Source organism: Rahnella sp. 1L-D-7-B-C2, from assembly GCF_057290995.1.
The window spans coordinates 72291-88476 of sequence record NZ_JBXAVQ010000005.1 but is presented as its reverse complement, the minus strand read 5'-3'; the positions used below and the strand labels follow the sequence as shown (position 1 = coordinate 88476).

General features: G+C 51.6%; 14 protein-coding genes. 4 read left to right on the top strand and 10 right to left on the bottom strand.

Annotated elements, in window-relative coordinates; genetic code table 11:
- Nucleotides 1–3 precede the first annotated feature (3 nt).
- Both AC0Z7K_RS10655 and lrhA read right to left on the bottom strand, forming a co-directional pair.
- On the bottom strand, nucleotides 4–447 hold the full coding sequence (locus AC0Z7K_RS10655) for an NADH-quinone oxidoreductase subunit A (protein ID WP_112166913.1): 444 nt from the start codon (nucleotides 445–447) through the stop codon (nucleotides 4–6).
- Nucleotides 448–1152: 705 nt separating this feature from the next.
- Nucleotides 1153–2097, bottom strand: a complete 945-nt coding sequence (gene lrhA / locus AC0Z7K_RS10650) for a transcriptional regulator LrhA (protein ID WP_485614342.1) — start codon at nucleotides 2095–2097, stop codon at nucleotides 1153–1155.
- A 990-nt stretch (nucleotides 2098–3087) separates the two neighbouring features.
- Between lrhA and AC0Z7K_RS10645 the strand changes: the two genes are divergently transcribed.
- Together AC0Z7K_RS10645 and yfbR are read left to right on the top strand one after the other, a co-directional pair.
- The gene (locus tag AC0Z7K_RS10645) at nucleotides 3088–4302 is read left to right on the top strand and encodes a pyridoxal phosphate-dependent aminotransferase (RefSeq protein WP_485614340.1); all 1215 of its coding nucleotides are present in this window, start codon (nucleotides 3088–3090) and stop codon (nucleotides 4300–4302) included.
- A 111-nt stretch (nucleotides 4303–4413) separates the two neighbouring features.
- A complete protein-coding gene (yfbR, locus tag AC0Z7K_RS10640; protein WP_413529295.1) occupies nucleotides 4414–5013 on the top strand; it encodes a 5'-deoxynucleotidase in 600 nt (199 codons plus the stop codon).
- A gap of 44 nt (nucleotides 5014–5057) precedes the next feature.
- Here yfbR and AC0Z7K_RS10635 read toward each other — a convergent pair whose 3' ends face one another.
- From AC0Z7K_RS10635 to AC0Z7K_RS10615, 5 genes are all read right to left on the bottom strand, one after another.
- Complete coding sequence (locus tag AC0Z7K_RS10635) at nucleotides 5058–6890, bottom strand: SLC13 family permease (protein WP_485614339.1); 1833 nt, start codon at nucleotides 6888–6890, stop codon at nucleotides 5058–5060.
- 118 nt (nucleotides 6891–7008) lie between these two features.
- Nucleotides 7009–7662, bottom strand: coding sequence for a sugar phosphatase (locus tag AC0Z7K_RS10630; RefSeq protein WP_485614338.1), 654 nt, complete (start codon nucleotides 7660–7662; stop codon nucleotides 7009–7011).
- Nucleotides 7663–7689: 27 nt separating this feature from the next.
- Nucleotides 7690–8184, bottom strand: a complete 495-nt coding sequence (locus AC0Z7K_RS10625) for a YfbU family protein (RefSeq protein ID WP_112166902.1) — start codon at nucleotides 8182–8184, stop codon at nucleotides 7690–7692.
- Between the two features lie 199 nt (nucleotides 8185–8383).
- Nucleotides 8384–8839, bottom strand: coding sequence for a terminus macrodomain insulation protein YfbV (gene yfbV / locus AC0Z7K_RS10620; protein WP_112166900.1), 456 nt, complete (start codon nucleotides 8837–8839; stop codon nucleotides 8384–8386).
- A 171-nt stretch (nucleotides 8840–9010) separates the two neighbouring features.
- Complete coding sequence (locus AC0Z7K_RS10615) at nucleotides 9011–9196, bottom strand: hypothetical protein (protein WP_413529292.1); 186 nt, start codon at nucleotides 9194–9196, stop codon at nucleotides 9011–9013.
- Nucleotides 9197–9302: 106 nt separating this feature from the next.
- On the opposite strand from AC0Z7K_RS10615, the gene ackA reads away from it, so the two are divergent.
- Nucleotides 9303–10505, top strand: a complete 1203-nt coding sequence (gene ackA / locus AC0Z7K_RS10610) for an acetate kinase (protein ID WP_413529291.1) — start codon at nucleotides 9303–9305, stop codon at nucleotides 10503–10505.
- A 183-nt stretch (nucleotides 10506–10688) separates the two neighbouring features.
- Nucleotides 10689–12827, top strand: a complete 2139-nt coding sequence (gene pta, locus AC0Z7K_RS10605; protein WP_413529530.1) for a phosphate acetyltransferase — start codon at nucleotides 10689–10691, stop codon at nucleotides 12825–12827.
- A 97-nt stretch (nucleotides 12828–12924) separates the two neighbouring features.
- On the opposite strand, the gene AC0Z7K_RS10600 is transcribed toward pta, so the two are convergent.
- The 3 genes from AC0Z7K_RS10600 to AC0Z7K_RS10590 form a co-directional block, all read right to left on the bottom strand.
- Nucleotides 12925–13878 (bottom strand): transketolase family protein, encoded by a 954-nt coding sequence (locus AC0Z7K_RS10600; RefSeq protein ID WP_485614337.1) that lies wholly within the window; start codon nucleotides 13876–13878, stop codon nucleotides 12925–12927.
- Complete coding sequence (locus AC0Z7K_RS10595; RefSeq protein WP_413529289.1) at nucleotides 13871–14704, bottom strand: transketolase; 834 nt, start codon at nucleotides 14702–14704, stop codon at nucleotides 13871–13873. The genes AC0Z7K_RS10600 and AC0Z7K_RS10595 overlap by 8 nt, the downstream gene beginning before the upstream one ends.
- Nucleotides 14705–14809: 105 nt before the next feature.
- Nucleotides 14810–16186 carry a PTS ascorbate transporter subunit IIC gene (locus tag AC0Z7K_RS10590; RefSeq protein ID WP_413529288.1) on the bottom strand — a complete coding sequence of 459 codons (1377 nt, stop codon included), beginning with the start codon at nucleotides 16184–16186 and terminating at the stop codon, nucleotides 14810–14812.

The window sequence follows — 16186 nt, the reverse complement described above, 5'->3', positions numbered from 1 at the left end:
GACTTACTGAGGGTGACTGTTGGTATTAATCGCCGGGCTTGGTTTAACAGGTCCTTTCGAACGTGTTGGTGTCCAGTCCAGTGCGCCAATCCGCACCAGATAAAACAAACCAGCCAGCAGTACCAAAATGAAAATGGTGGCTTCTACGAATCCGGTCCAGCCGCTTTCGCGAATAGACGTTGACCATGCGTACAGATACAAGGCTTCAACGTCGAAAATGACGAAAAACATGGCGACCAGGTAGAACTTAGCGGAAAGACGCAGGCGGGCGGTGCCCACCGAGGCGATACCTGATTCAAAAGGCGTGTTTTTGTAGCGTGCTCTGGCTCTCCCGCCAAGGAACGCGGCGCCCAGTAACATCAGGCAACAAAGCCCAACGGCAACGACAAGAAAAACGGCGAACGCCCAGTGTTGAGCGATGACTTCAGTGGCTGTTGACATACGCATTGCTTACTCATCAAAAGTGGCACTCTGGCATCTGCTCTATGGGATCGGCAGTTTGCGTACCACATCGATTCAAGGGAAGGATTAATAACCACACAGTTCACGGCTCAATAAGGCATTAAGCCAGTGATTTGTTGTGGGCTTTTTACCCTTTTCTATAACCTTTTGTCAACTTTGACAAAAGTATCTCCACATTAGTTTACATGCTTATCATTTAATTAACATATCATGCGACGACACTTAAGCTAAATCGTGTCAGTTAAATACCGTGATAAAGCATGAGCCTGTGACGGGAGTTATGACATCTTTCTCACTTTCCTATTGTCGCAGGAATAGACAGCGCTTCCACTCTCTTATTAGGGTTATTTTTTTGATCCAGGTCAGAGTTCTATCAATTTCGACAGCAAAAAAGCCATGCTTTTAACAAGTTTTGTTGAATTACAGAAAACGGCAAGCGAATTACGGCAAAAATCATGCGTTTTTCTTAACGTGAAAAAACGTCGATATTTACGTGATTTAGTGAGGTGCTCATTGATGAGAAAAACAGTCCCGACGTGGGATGAGGTGGCGTAACAGGTAAAAAACGCACTTTGAGAGGAAATAGTAAACAGAACTCCTAAAAGGAGAGGTTTTACTATCCAAAAGGAGTAGATGCCTTTACCTCCGCCCTTTACGACAATGGGCGGAAAGTAAAACAGGCCAAATTTATTAACTTTTGGAATCCGCCACCAGTTCCTGATCGTCATCTAGAACAGGACGAGGGCCGTAAGCGCTCAGAGAATAGGGATCATTCCCCTGCTCAACCGCATTGAAAATGGCCATGGCCAGTTCATTAGTGCAACGGGCATTTTTATACAATACGTATTGCGTATCCGGCAGACGCGGTAAGCCGTCCTGCTCACCCAACACACGCAATTCAGGGCTCATCATTTCTATAGGTCTTGCGGTTACGCCAAGCCCGGCACGCACGGCGGCGCGAATCGCTGATAAGGTAGATGCCACATAGGCAATACGCCAAGGGATACCCGCCTGATTAAGATACTCCGTTGCCATCTGACGGTAAGGACTAGGCTCATCAAGCACCACCAGCGGCACGCTGTCGCCAGAAGGATAGGCAAAGTCAGCCGAGCAGTACCACAGCGTCGGTGACGTTCTCAGTACGATATGCGGATGGTCGGTGCCCGTCATTGTGGTGATGGCCAGATCGATTTCTTCACTTTCCAGCATGGATAACATAAACGGACTACGTTTCACCCGAACGTCGATAGACAATTTTGGGTACACAGACGTCACGCGGCTGAGCAGGAAAGGCAAAATAGTGTCAGCAGTATCATCGGAAGCACCGATGGTTATCCCGCCCTGGACATTGCTGTACATCAAAGAGGTGCAGGCTTCATCGTTAAAACGAAGAATTTTCCGTGCATACCCCAATAACTGAATGCCATGTTCAGTTAATAATTTATTGCGTCCATGTCTGGCAAACAGTTCTTTTCCAACGAGTTGTTCAAGACGTTGCATTTGTTGACTGACCGCCGACTGAGTACGACACACGGCAGCTGCTGCTGCTGCGAACGTATTTAAATCCGCTACAGCTACAAATGTCCTCAACAGGTCAAGGTCGAGATTGAGGATTGGACGATTTGCATTTGTCATAGTTTTTCTTCGCTATATAGAATCTAATAACAAGCTACCCAGATGATTGATGCGTCAAAGTACCCGCGATAAGCAGAATACCAGATATGACAGACACTCACTCATTTGATAAGCGAGATCGAGAAAGATTTGTGCATGAAAGTATTCATCAAAGCGGTTTTCAACCCCTTAAATGCAGACGCAGAAATTCCACACAAAGGGTAAATGATTAGATAAGCTTAATAAAAAAAGAATAGACCATTTTGACTATTTAACCGACATCTTTTCATACAATTTCCCTGCTGCCGCCTGCGATTGAGCGACATCGCCCCACCCAGAATCATAAGCAACATTAATTATTCACATGCGAGACATTAAAATATAGTTCAACAAATTCATTAACTCACGAGGATATCCATTATCCTTTGTATGAAATCAGTTTAACTGGCATTAAGATTTTTCTACATTTCACCAAAATTCTTTATAGCCAATTGATTAAATATATGTAAAAAACGCATTTATAAATCCTGACAAAATATCTACGATGAAAGGCTTATCTTATGATCATTCATCCAGCAGTTATTAATAATCATTAGATAAATAAAACAAATCCGTCTTCTTGACTTGTGCCTGAATCTCGAAATCAGGGCGTTTTTTTTCAGAATTTATCGAGGTTTGGTAAGTTTTGGTGATGTACTATTCGATTTATCTACAGGCTCGTGTCAGATATACACCTGTCAGGCAGTTAAAATAGGGAATTTTTAGATTAAAAATCAGGCATTGGTAGAATTTAAAACCAAAAAACTTGCAGCCATCGAATTAAAAAACCAATTCACAACCCCGGGCTAGACATAAAGCCCCAACACCCACGCTTTTACTACTGTTTTACACCAAAACGGTACCCAGCCCTTCTCATGCCCGAGTCTGGAGAGTAAATTGGCCGCTTCGCACTGTTCTACGGCGCTGTGCGCCAGGGAAGAACAGGCTTTACTGCAAAAGGCTCACATTTACATGTCCCCGATTGAAAAATCCCGCAAACTGGACAACGTCTGCTATGACATTCGCGGCCCGGTACTCAAAGAAGCAAAACGTCTTGAAGAAGAAGGTAACAAAGTCCTCAAACTGAACATCGGCAATCCCGCGCCGTTTGGTTTTGATGCACCTGATGAAATTCTGGTAGACGTCATCCGCAACCTGCCGACCGCGCAAGGGTACTGTGACTCCAAAGGCCTGTTCTCCGCACGTAAAGCCATCATGCAGCACTATCAGGCGCGCGACATGCGTGACATGACGGTGGAAGATATTTACATCGGTAACGGCGTTTCGGAACTGATCGTTCAGTCGATGCAGGCGCTGCTTAATACCGGCGACGAAATGCTGGTACCTGCTCCCGATTACCCGTTATGGACTGCGGCGGTTTCTCTCTCCGGCGGTAATGCGGTGCACTATTTGTGTGATGAAGGGGCTGACTGGTTCCCTGACATCGCCGATATTCGCGATAAAATCACTCCGCGCACCCGCGGTATTGTGATAATCAACCCGAATAACCCGACCGGTGCGGTATACAGCAGAGAACTGCTGATGCAAATCGTGGATATCGCCCGCGAACACAACCTGATCATTTTCGCCGACGAAATCTACGACAAGATCCTGTACGACGAAGCCCAGCACATTTCTATTGCATCACTGGCACCGGATTTACTGACCGTCACGTTTAACGGGCTGTCGAAAACCTACCGCGTCGCCGGTTTCCGTCAGGGCTGGATGGTCCTGAACGGGCCGAAGAAACATGCCAAGGGCTACATTGAAGGGCTGGAAATGCTGGCCTCCATGCGCCTTTGCGCCAACGTGCCGATGCAGCACGCGATTCAGACAGCGCTGGGCGGTTATCAGAGCATTAATGAATTCATTCAGCCAGGCGGTCGTCTGGTGGAACAGCGTGACCGCGCGTGGGAACTGATCAACCAAATCCCCGGCGTCTATTGCGTGAAACCGAAAGGCGCGCTGTATATGTTCCCTCGTATCGACGCCAAACGTTTTAACATTCATGACGATCAAAAGCTGGTGCTGGATTTGCTATTGCAGCAAAAAGTCCTGCTGGTTCAGGGCTCGGCGTTCAACTGGCCGTATCCGGACCACGTCCGGATCGTAACGCTGCCGCGCGTCGATGAGCTGGAAATGGCAATTAATAAACTTGGCCGGTTCCTCGAAACCTACCGCCAGTAATCCCCTCGGGCGCAGAATTCTGCGCCCTGCTTTATCTTTCTGACAGCACTTGCCGATTGCCGTCACACTCCTCACAATGGACACTCATTTGCCGTTATTAATGAGAGTGCTATGAATCAGAGCCATTTCTTCGCCCACCTTTCCCGCCTGAAACTGATTAGCCGCTGGCCGCTGATGCGTAATGTACGCACCGAAAACGTCTCCGAGCATAGCTTGCAGGTCGCCTTCGTGGCTCACGCACTGGCCGTGATTAAAAACCGCAAATTTGATGGCAATCTGAACGTCGAACGCGTCGCCCTGCTCGCTATGTATCACGATGCCAGCGAAGTGCTGACCGGCGACATGCCGACACCTATCAAGTATTACAATCCGCAAATCGCGCATGAATACAAAAAGATAGAAAAGATTGCTCAGCAAAAGCTGATTGAAATGCTGCCGCAAGAATTGCAGGAAGATTTCCGTCCGCTGATCGACGAGCATTATTACAGCGATGATGAAAAGCTGACTGTGAAACAGGCGGATGCCCTGTGCGCCTATCTGAAATGTCTGGAAGAGTTGTCAGCGGGTAACAACGAATTCACGCTGGCCAAGGCGCGTCTGGAAAAAACGCTGGCCGATCGTAAAAGCCCGGAGATGGACTACTTCATGGAAATCTTCGTACCGAGCTTCAGCCTTTCTCTGGATGAAATAAGCCTCGACGAATCGCTCTGACTGCATTGACAGACCGTGCAATTGACTTTCAACACGGCCATTAATCAAAACGGATAGAGCACCGGTACCAGAAACACGCTGACGGCCATCACCAGCAGCGTGAAAGGCACCCCGATCCGCATGAAATCGCCAAAACGGTAATTCCCCGGTGTCATCACCAGTGTATTCACCGGGGATGACACCGGCGTCATAAATGCCGCCGAGGCCGCAATAGCGATAATCATCGTGAACGGATATGGCGATACGCCCATCTGATGCGCCGCCGCGATAGCGATCGGTGCCATCAGTACCGCCGTCGCTGTATTGGAAATAAACAGCCCGATGGTGGCGCAAAGGATAAACAAACTCAGCAGCATCATGTACGGTCCATAACCGCCGCTTACCTGCATCAGACCTTCGACAATCAGCGCCACACCGCCGGTTTTTTGCAGCGCCAGTGCAAACGGCATCATCCCGACGATCAGCAGCAGACTCGGCCAGTGAATGGCCCGATACGCACCTTCCATTGTGATACAGCGAAATTTGCCCATCAGCAGACAGGCGATGATCGCCGCAATGGCATTTGGCACGTCGTCGGTTAACATCAGGGCGACCATCAGGGCCAGACAGAATAGCGCGTGAGGTGCCTGGCTGAGCGCGGGGGCAACATCATCCACTTCAGCAGGCAGGCTAAGCAAAATGAAATCATGCATCTGCTGCTGAAGCTGACGGATCAGTTTCCAGTCGCCAATGACCAGTAACATGTCGCCGAGCTGCAATTCCTCATCGACCAGCTTGCCCGGCAGCGCTTCGCCCTGACGGCGGATGCCCACCACGTTAAGGCCGTACGTGGAGCGAAAGGCCACATCGCGCAATGTTTTGCCCAACAACTCAGAATCAGGAATCAGCGACACTTCCGCCATCCCGACGTCGCGGGACTGCTCGGAGAAATATTCGCCGCGCAGCACCAGGGGTTCCAGCATTTCATCGGTGCACATTTGTCTGACGGAAATTTCAGGGTCAGTCATATCAAGCAGGAGCACGTCGCGGGCGCACAATTGAGTGTTACCGGTAGCGCTGACCATCACGCGGCGGAACTTGCGCCAGCGCTCGATCCCCACCACGTTGGCGCCATAGCGCGAACGCAGATGTACATCGTCCAGCGTGCGCCCCACCAGCGGTGAGCCGGGACGGATGGTCATCCTGCGCGCGCGTCCGTTGAGCTGATAATCGCGGATCAGATCGCGAAAAGTGCGGCGCTTCCAGCGCTGTTTATCCTGCGAGGCCTCTTCAGCAGACAACCAGCGACGGGCGATCAGCATATATCCGATCCCCATGATAAGCACCACAAGCCCCACCGGCGTGACGCCAAAGAAGCCAAAACCGTCAAATCCTTCCCGCAACAGCTCGCTGTTCACCACCATATTTGGCGGCGTGGCGACCAGCGTCATCATGCCGCTGATGAGCCCGGCAAAACTCAGCGGCATCATCAGCCGCGCCGGTGAGGTTTTCATGCGAGCAGAAACGCTGATCACCACCGGAATAAATATTGCTACCACGCCGGTGGAACTCATAAATGCCCCCAGTCCGGCGACAGTCAGCATCAGCAAAATCAGCATCCGGATTTCGCTGTGACCGGCGACCCTCATCAGCCAGTCACCCACCTGATACGCCACGCCAGTTCGCACCAGCCCGTGACCGACGACAAACAAAGCAGCGATCAAAATCACGTTCGGATCGCTAAATCCGGCCAGCGCTTCGTTAAGAGTCAGCGTACCGCTCAGCACAAAGGCAATAATGACCAGCAAAGCGACGATGTCCATACGCAGCGTATTGCGCGCGAACAGCACCATCGCAATCAGCAGCAGTACCACAACCCAGATTAATTCACCGGTCAAAACAAACTCCTTTTGCGTTGAGATGGAAAACTGAAAATGGGTTTTAGCATGGCATAAAAAAACCTCGCCGGAGCGAGGTTCAGGTCAATGAATGTGTACTTTTAATCAACAATATGAATTAACGCAGGCTAACTGTGACGCCCTGCTCTGTAATGTTCACCAGAAGAGCTTCCAGGGTGGTCAGTTCGAAATCGACATTCTCGATCCCCGGCGTATCGTCGGGTGCATTTACCGCAATCACTTTGCAGCCTGCCGCCAGACCGGCCATGACGCCCGCCGCGGCATCTTCCACCACGACGCAATCTTGCGGTGCCAAACCTAAACGTTCTGCGCCAAGTAAATAGGCGTCTGGCTGAGGTTTGCCGTGTTTAACCTGCTCGGCGGTAATGAACACTTCCGGCGCGGGCAAGTGCGCCGCGGCATGGCGTGCACTGGCAACCGGCATTGAGCCTGATGTCACAATCGCCCACGGAATATTCTGGCGATTGAGTTCGCTTAACAATAAATGTGCGCCCGGCAGCGCGCAGACGCCTTCGGTGTCGGTGGCTTCGATTTTTTCCAGCTTCAGAAACTCTTGCTGAATCTTCTCTTCACTTTCACCAGCCATGAAGTGACGTAAAGAGGTGATCGCCTGTTTGCCGTGAATAAAGGCCAGAACGTCCTGCGGGCTGACTCCCCAGCTGAGCGCCCAGTTAACCCATGCACGCTCAACTGCCGGTAATGAATCCACTAACGTTCCATCAAGGTCGAACAAGAAACCTTTACACTCCACAGGCAATTCCTCTTTAGTTAATTCAAATCAGGCATTAATAATTTGCGCTATCTCGACGGCGCTCAGATGATACTGACGCGGGCACGATTGCCAGACCGCCAACATACGCTGGTATTTATCCCACATTTTGGTCTGCGAGTTAAACCCGTGCGTGCCAGCGTCGAAGTCAGTGTAACGTCCTTCAGTGTTCACCATAAAGCGGACATAGCTTAAAAAGCGGGATTCCGTTGCTGCGTCGAAGCCGAGAAAATCGATACGGCGGCGATCCAGACCTTGTGTGTCTTTCAGATTGGTCCACGACACCTGCATTGCATGGTGCATTTCCATAATGTTAATCACTGTGCGGCAGGTTTCTTCCGGCAGTTCACCGAAGTCCCTGTCAAGCTCACGCATTTGCAAGCCGAAACCGCGCTCGATCACCGTTTGCAAACGGCGATAGCGTTCCGCGTTATCGGGATCCAACATGGTCATCATTTTGTATTGATTCGACAAGATCAGGCGTTGTGCGTTAGTCATTTCCATCGTGAAAATCCTCATGTCTGCATAATGAGCAAAGCATGGCATAGCGCAAACTTCTGCGAAATCGCAAGCACACCATTCTTTGATTTGGGTCTGGATCTCATGTGAAATAATCACCGGAGGAGACTTCCCTCCGGTCAATATGCAATGCAGTGAAGCTTAACAATCATGAAACTGACGCCGTAAGCGAGGAAAAACGGGCTTACAGATCGTCGAGGAAGGTTTTATCGAGCTGTTTGAAGGCACGTTTGAGAACGTCAGCGAGGGCCTGATAGGTCGGCGTGCCTTCCACTGGTGCGAGGGCCTGACCGGCTTCGGCGAGTTTGTTGCGAACATCGTGGAACCAGCTCAGCAATGTTGGCGGTAACGGCGTCAGTGAACGGCGGCCGAGCCACCACAGTCCTTGCATCGGCAAACTACAGGCAAATATCGCCGTGGCGACGGCAGGGCCGAGCTGGCCGCCGAGTGCTATCTGCCAGGTCAGCGTGAAGATCGCGACCGGTGGCATAAAGCGCACTGCAAAACGGGTCGCTGTGGAGATCCGGTTTTCCGGAAACACCGGAGCCAGGCGCTTATCAGACGGCCATGTTTTCATATAATGCTGCCCACGCTGGAACACCTGGAACCAGCTTACAGAGCCTGTTGGCTTACTCGTCATAATTGCACCTCAACTTCACGTGTAATAATTAAAAAATATTTGTAAAACACAAACTGGAGTTTACCACGATAAAATATATTTTGTTTTTGCTGAAACGTGCCGGTATCCTGTCGCAGCATTTACACCCTCATCATTAAGCATAGTGCCTCGGGCTGAGGTGTTTTGTAATTACTAATTGTATTTTTTGTTAGGGTTTTCACTAACAGATAACATTCTAAAGACGTAAAACAGAGACATTTTGTGCACTCCGCCTGTTCTTTTCGGCAATTTACGCGCACAGATAAAACCAGCGTCCTGCGATTCTTTAGCTTTTTCATTATCATGCCTGTTTTGGCTCTCTGGCATGATGTTAATCATAATTGTCACCGCCATTATGCGCTACGCTTGATGTCAGACTGACGATTTATTAACCACGTGTATTGTTTTTTTCCTTAAACAGCACCAACAATAAATAGGTACTTCCATGTCGAGTAAGCTTGTACTGGTTCTTAACTGTGGTAGTTCTTCCCTTAAGTTCGCAATTATTGATGCTGTGAACGGCGAAGAGCACATTTCAGGTTTAGCCGAATGTTTCCACCTGCCGGAAGCGCGCATTAAGTGGAAAATGGACGGTGGCAAAGAAGAAGCCGCGTTGGGTGCCGGTGCCGCACACAGCGAAGCGCTGAAATTCATCGTTAACAACATCCTGAGCAAAAAACCTGAGCTGTCCGCAGAGCTGGTTGCGATCGGCCACCGTATCGTTCATGGCGGCGAAAAGCTGACCAAGTCCATGCTGATCAACGATGCGGTTATCGAAGGCATCAAAGAATCTATCCCGTTTGCACCGCTGCACAACCCGGCTCACCTGATTGGTATCGACGAAGCGCTGAAATCTTTCCCTAAACTGGCTGACAAAAACGTTGCCGTTTTCGACACCGCTTTCCATCAGACCATGCCAGAAGAATCTTACCTGTACGCTCTCCCGTACAGCCTGTACCGCGATCACCACGTCCGTCGTTATGGCGCCCACGGCACCAGCCACTTCTATGTGACGCAGGAAGCCGCGAAAATGCTGAACAAACCAGTGGAAGAAGTGAACCTGATCACTTGCCACCTGGGTAACGGCGGTTCCGTCAGTGCAATCCGTAACGGTAAATGCGTCGATACTTCCATGGGTCTGACCCCGCTGGAAGGTCTGGTGATGGGCACCCGTAGCGGTGACATCGACCCGGCGATCATTTTCCACCTGCATGACTCTCTGGGCATGAGCGTTGATCAAATCAACAAAATGCTGACTAAAGAATCTGGTCTGTTGGGCCTGACCGAAGTCACCAGCGACTGTCGTTACGTTGAAGACAACTACACCACCAAACCTGATGCCAAACGTGCAATGGACGTATTCTGCCACCGTCTGGCGAAATACATCGGTAGCTATACTTCCCTGATGGAAGGTCGTCTGGACGCAGTAGTCTTCACCGGTGGTATCGGCGAAAACGCAGCCATGGTGCGTGAACTGTCTCTGGCCAAACTGGGTCTGTTAGGCTTTGAAGTTGACCACGAACGCAACCTTGCAGCGCGCTTCGGCAAATCCGGTGCCATCAACAAAGAAGGCACCCGCACCGCTTTGGTTATCCCAACCAATGAAGAGCTGGTGATTGCGCAAGACGCCGCGCGTCTGACTGCATAATTCGATTCAACACTGCCAGCGATCGCTGGCAGTGATTTTTTAACTCAAGGCAAACGCCGCCCGTTTGGACGCACCGCGCAGGATAATCATCGCGCTCATGCTGATCATTATCTCCTCTGCACAAACCTGCGACCGTCTCTGCCTGGCAACCGTTAAAGAGGTTTAGCCGTGTCCCGTACAATTATGTTGATCCCCACAGGCACCAGCGTTGGTCTGACCAGCGTCAGCCTCGGCGTGATCCGTGCAATGGAACAAAAAGGCGTCAGCCTGAGCATCTTCAAACCGATCGCACAGCCACGTGCCGGCGGCGATGCACCTGATCAAACCACTACCATCATTCGCGCCAACTCTTCCGTGACCGCAGCTGAACCGCTGAAAATGAGCCACGTTGAAGCGCTGTTGAGTTCAAACCAGCAAGACGTGCTGATGGAAGAAATCATCGCGCGTTATCACGAAAACACCAAAGACGCAGAAGTGGTGCTGGTGGAAGGTCTGGTTCCAACGCGTAAACACCAGTTTGCTAACGCGCTGAACTACGAAATTGCTAAAACCCTGAACGCAGAAATCGTCTTCGTTCTGGCGCTGGGCAACGATTCTCCGGCGCAGCTGAAAGAACGAATCGAACTGGCCCGTTCCAGCTTCGGCGGCAGCAAAAACACCAATATCACCGGCGTTATCATCAACAAACTGAACGCACCGGTTGACGATCAGGGCCGCACACGTCCGGACCTTTCTGAAATCTTCGATGATTCCAACAAAGCCAGCGTGGCGAATATCGATCCGACTCAGCTGTTCGCTAACAGCCCGCTGCCAGTGCTGGGCTGCATTCCATGGAGCTTCGAGCTGATTGCCACCCGCGCAATCGACATGGCGAAGCACCTGAATGCCCGCATCATCAACGAAGGCGACGTGCAAACCCGCCGCGTGAAATCCGTGACCTTCTGCGCGCGTAGCATTCCGCACATGCTGGAACACTTCCGTCCAGGTTCACTGCTGGTGACCTCCGCTGACCGTCCAGACGTGCTGGTTTCAGCCTGTCTGGCGGCAATGAATGGCGTAGAAATCGGCGCTATCCTGCTGACCGGTGGCTACGAAATCGACGAACGTATTAACAGCCTCTGCGAACGTGCTTTCCAGACTGGCCTGCCTGTATTTATGGTAGATACCAACACCTGGCAGACCTCCCTGAGCCTGCAAAGCTTCAATCTGGAAGTCCCTGCGGACGACCATCAGCGCGTTGAGAAACTGCAACAGTACGTGGCTTCTCACATCAACGCAGACTGGATCGACTCCCTGAGCGCGCACTCCGAGCGTTCACGTCGTCTGTCTCCGCCAGCGTTCCGTTATCAGCTGACCGAACTGGCGCGTAAAGCCGGTAAACGTATCGTCCTGCCGGAAGGCGACGAGCCGCGTACCGTGAAAGCGGCAGCACTTTGCGCTGAACGTGGTATCGCAGAATGCGTATTGCTGGGTAATCCGGATGAGATCAAACGCGTTGCAGCGGCTCAGGGCGTGACTCTGGGTGCAGGCATCGAAATCATCGACCCGGTTGCCGTGCGCGAAGAGTATGTGGCACGTCTGGTTGAGCTGCGTAAAAGCAAAGGCATGACCGAAGTGGTTGCGCGCGAACAGCTGGAAGATAACGTGGTTCTCGGTACTCTGATGCTGGAACAAGGCAAAGTTGACGGTCTGGTTTCCGGTGCTGTTCACACCACCGCTAACACCATCCGCCCACCGTTGCAGCTGATCAAAACCGCACCGGGCAGCTCCCTGGTGTCTTCAGTGTTCTTCATGCTGCTGCCTGACCAGGTTCTGGTTTACGGCGACTGCGCGATCAATCCGGATCCAACGGCTGAACAGCTGTCTGAAATCGCGATCCAGTCTGCGGATTCCGCTGCAGCATTCGGTATCGAACCGCGCGTGGCGATGATTTCCTACTCCACTGGTAATTCAGGCGCGGGCAGCGACGTTGAAAAAGTGCGTGAAGCGACCCGTCTGGCGCAGGAAAAACGTCCTGACCTGATCATCGATGGTCCTCTGCAATACGATGCCGCGATCATGGCTGACGTTGCTCTGTCCAAAGCACCGAACTCACCGGTGGCAGGTCAGGCGACTGTGTTCATCTTCCCGGATCTGAACACCGGTAACACCACCTACAAAGCGGTACAGCGTTCTGCGGATCTGGTCTCTATCGGGCCGATGCTGCAAGGTATGCGCAAACCGGTTAACGACCTGTCTCGTGGCGCACTGGTAGACGATATCGTCTACACCGTGGCACTGACTGCGATTCAGTCTGCTCAGGCAGAAGAGGCAGCAAAATAATTCCCTGAATTATTTTACGTCCGAATAGCAGTATGCAAGACAGCAAAACGCCGACATCACGTCGGCGTTTTTATTTTCTGCTTTCCACACTTCTCGTTCACAGCAACTGTTTTGCCGACTCGAGAATGTGTTCGGCGGTCAGCCCGTATTCCTGCTGTAAAAATTCCTGCGTGCCGACCTGACCATAACGCTCTTTCACGCCCACGCGACGCATCGGCACCGGATGGTTTTCTACCAGCACTTCCGCCACTGCCGAACCAAGCCCGTTATGAATACTGTGGTTTTCGCAGGTGACGATTTTGCCCGTTTTGGCGGCGTATTTAAGGATGATATCTTTATCGATCGGTTTAAGCGTAAACATGTCGATCACCGCCGCACTCACACCCTCGCGCTCCAGCATTTCTGCCGCTTTCAGCGCTTCAGCCACCATGATGCCGTTGGCAATCAGCGTCACGTCGGTACCGTCACGCAGCACATTCGCTTTGCCGATGGTGAAGGTCGAACCTTCCTGATAAACCTGTGTCGCTTGTTTACGTATTGTCCGCACCCAGTAGAATCCTTTCAGATCCATTAGCTGCAACAGAATATCGCGGAACATCACCGCGTCGGTCACTTCCATCACTACCGAGTTCGCCAGCCCGCGCACGATGCCCATATCCTCGAAAGACATATGCGTACCGCCGTTGTGACAGGCGCTGACGCCAGCGTCGGATGCAATAATTTTGACGTTATTCTTTTGGTAATCCAGCGACATAAACAACTGATCAAAGCAGCGGCGGCTGGCAAAAGCGGTAAAGGTATGCACAAAAGGCACGCGGCCGGTGAGAGATAACCCGGCAGCCACGCCGATCACATTGGCTTCCATGATGCCGCAGTTAATGACATGGGAAGGATGGTCTTTATGCACGCCATCCATCGCCATTGAGCTCATCAGATCCGCTTCCAGCGCGATGATCGGCGTGTTCTCAACAATCTTTTCACGCACGGTGTTAGCGTAGACTTTACGCATTTCCACGGCGTCTTTTTGTAATTCCAGAGAGACTTCAAACATGGGCGGCCTCCAGCTCAGCGATCGCGTTTTCGATTTCCAGTTTCACATCCGGCGTTAAGCGCAAATGGTGGGAATTCGCCAGTTGCTCGAGATAGGTCACGCCCTGCCCTTTAATACTGTCGAGGATTACTAACAGCGGGCGCTGCTCGCCCTGACGTACCGGGGTGACCGCATCGCTGATTGCGACCACATCGTCGCCTTTGATCGTCTGCACATCAAACCCAAAGGCACTGAATTTACCGGCCAGGTCGAAAGGCCTGATCACTTCATCCAGCGTGCCGTCGAGCTGCTGTTTGTTGTAATCGATAAACAGCGTGAGGTTATGCAGATTGTGGTGCGCGATAAACTGGAAGGCTTCCCAGCACTGGCCCTCGTTCAGTTCGCCGTCGCCGAGAATGCAGAACACGCGGTTAGTACGACCTGCCAGCTTATGTGAGAGCGCCATACCGGCGGCGATAGACACGCCCTGCCCGAGCGAACCGGTGGTGGCATCGACGCCAATGGTGCGAAGGCGATCGGGATGGCTTGGCAATTTGGTGCCATTTTCGTTCAGCGTTTTCAGTTCGCTGACCGGAAAATACCCTTTCAGCGCCAGCGTGGCATACAGCGCCGGACCGGCATGGCCTTTGGAGAGCACAAAATAATCGCGCTCCTGCCAGTCAGGTTTTTTCGGGTCAATGCGCATGACATCGCCGTATAACACCGCCAGCGTTTCCACCACTGACATACTGCCGCCATAATGCCCGAACCCCAGACCGGTCAGCATTTTCAGCGTCTCGATGCGGATATGACGGGCCAGATCACGAACCTCGTGGACATCTTTCATCTTGTTGGGTCCTTATTTTAGTGAGCACTTATCCAGACCTGTCATTGCTGACAGGTCTGAATGGTGTTTCCCGGATGGTGATAAGAGACGTAATGAGTGAATGAATTACTCTTCGCTGACTGCTTTCGCCGCAGCAGGTTTTTTACCGAGATAGTTGTAAGCGACGAGAACGGCAAAGATCCCGACAATCAGCGCCATAATGGCTTCTTTCGACATGAAGCGAGCCAGATTGCCCAGCAGGATACCGATGACACCGAAGTCCGCGTCAGAGAACGTGGCGTTGGCAAAGCCCAGGGCACCGAGCACCGGCAGCAACAGAACCGGCAGGAAGGTGATCAGCACACCGTTTGCAAAAGCACCGAACATCGCGCCGCGACGTCCGCCGGTGGCATTACCGAACACACCCGCCGTTGCGCCGGTGAAGAAGTGCGGTACCACGCCCGGCAGGATCAGCACCATGTGCATCTGCCCCAGCAGGAACAGCCCGACCAGACCGCCGAGGAAGCTAAACAGGAAGCCGATCAGCACTGCGTTCGGCGCATACGGATACACCACAGGGCAGTCCAGTGCAGGACGCGCATTCGGCACCAGTCGCTCGGAGAAGCCGACGAATGCAGGAACGATTTCAGCCAGAATCAGGCGCACACCTTGCAGGATGATGAATACACCGGCCGCAAACGTAATTGCCATTATGATGGAGTACACCAGATAGTTCTGGCCTGCGCTGTAGGTGGATTCGACGAAAATCTGCCCGGCAAACACCGCCATGATCAGATAAATGATGATCATGGTGAGTGAGATGGAGATCGAGCTGTCGCGCAGGAAGCTGAGGTTTTTCGGCAGATTCATCTCTTCGGTAGAGCGTGACCCTTTACCGACCTTACTGCCTATCCAGCCGGAAAGCACATAGCCGATGGTGCCGAAATGGCCGAAAGCGATGTCATCATTGCCGGTAATTTTACGCATATAACGCTGCGCCAGTGCCGGGAAGAACGCCATGATAAGGCCGAGTGTCAGGGAACCGGTGAAGACCAGCGCCACGCCCTCAAAACCGGCTACCGTCAGAATGACGCTGATCATACAGGCCATGTAGAACGTGTGGTGCCCTGTCAGGAAAACGTATTTGAGGCGGGTGAAACGTGCCACGATAAGGTTCGCGACCATACCGAAGGCCATAATTAATGCGGTGGGTGCACCGAATTTTTCCATCGCGATAGAAACAATCGCTTCGTTATTCGGAATAATGCCCTGAATATTAAAGGCGTGCTCGAACATTCCGCCTAACGGATTTAAAGAGCCGACTAATACCGTCGCACCGCCTGCTAAAACAAGAAAACCCAGAATTGTTTTTACCGTACCTTTTACCACATCAGAAAAGTTTTTCTTTTGTGCGACCAGGCCGATTAATGCGATGAGCCCTACCAGAACAGCCGGAACTTTTAATATATCAACCACAAACTTGAGCGTTTCCTGGATAAACAT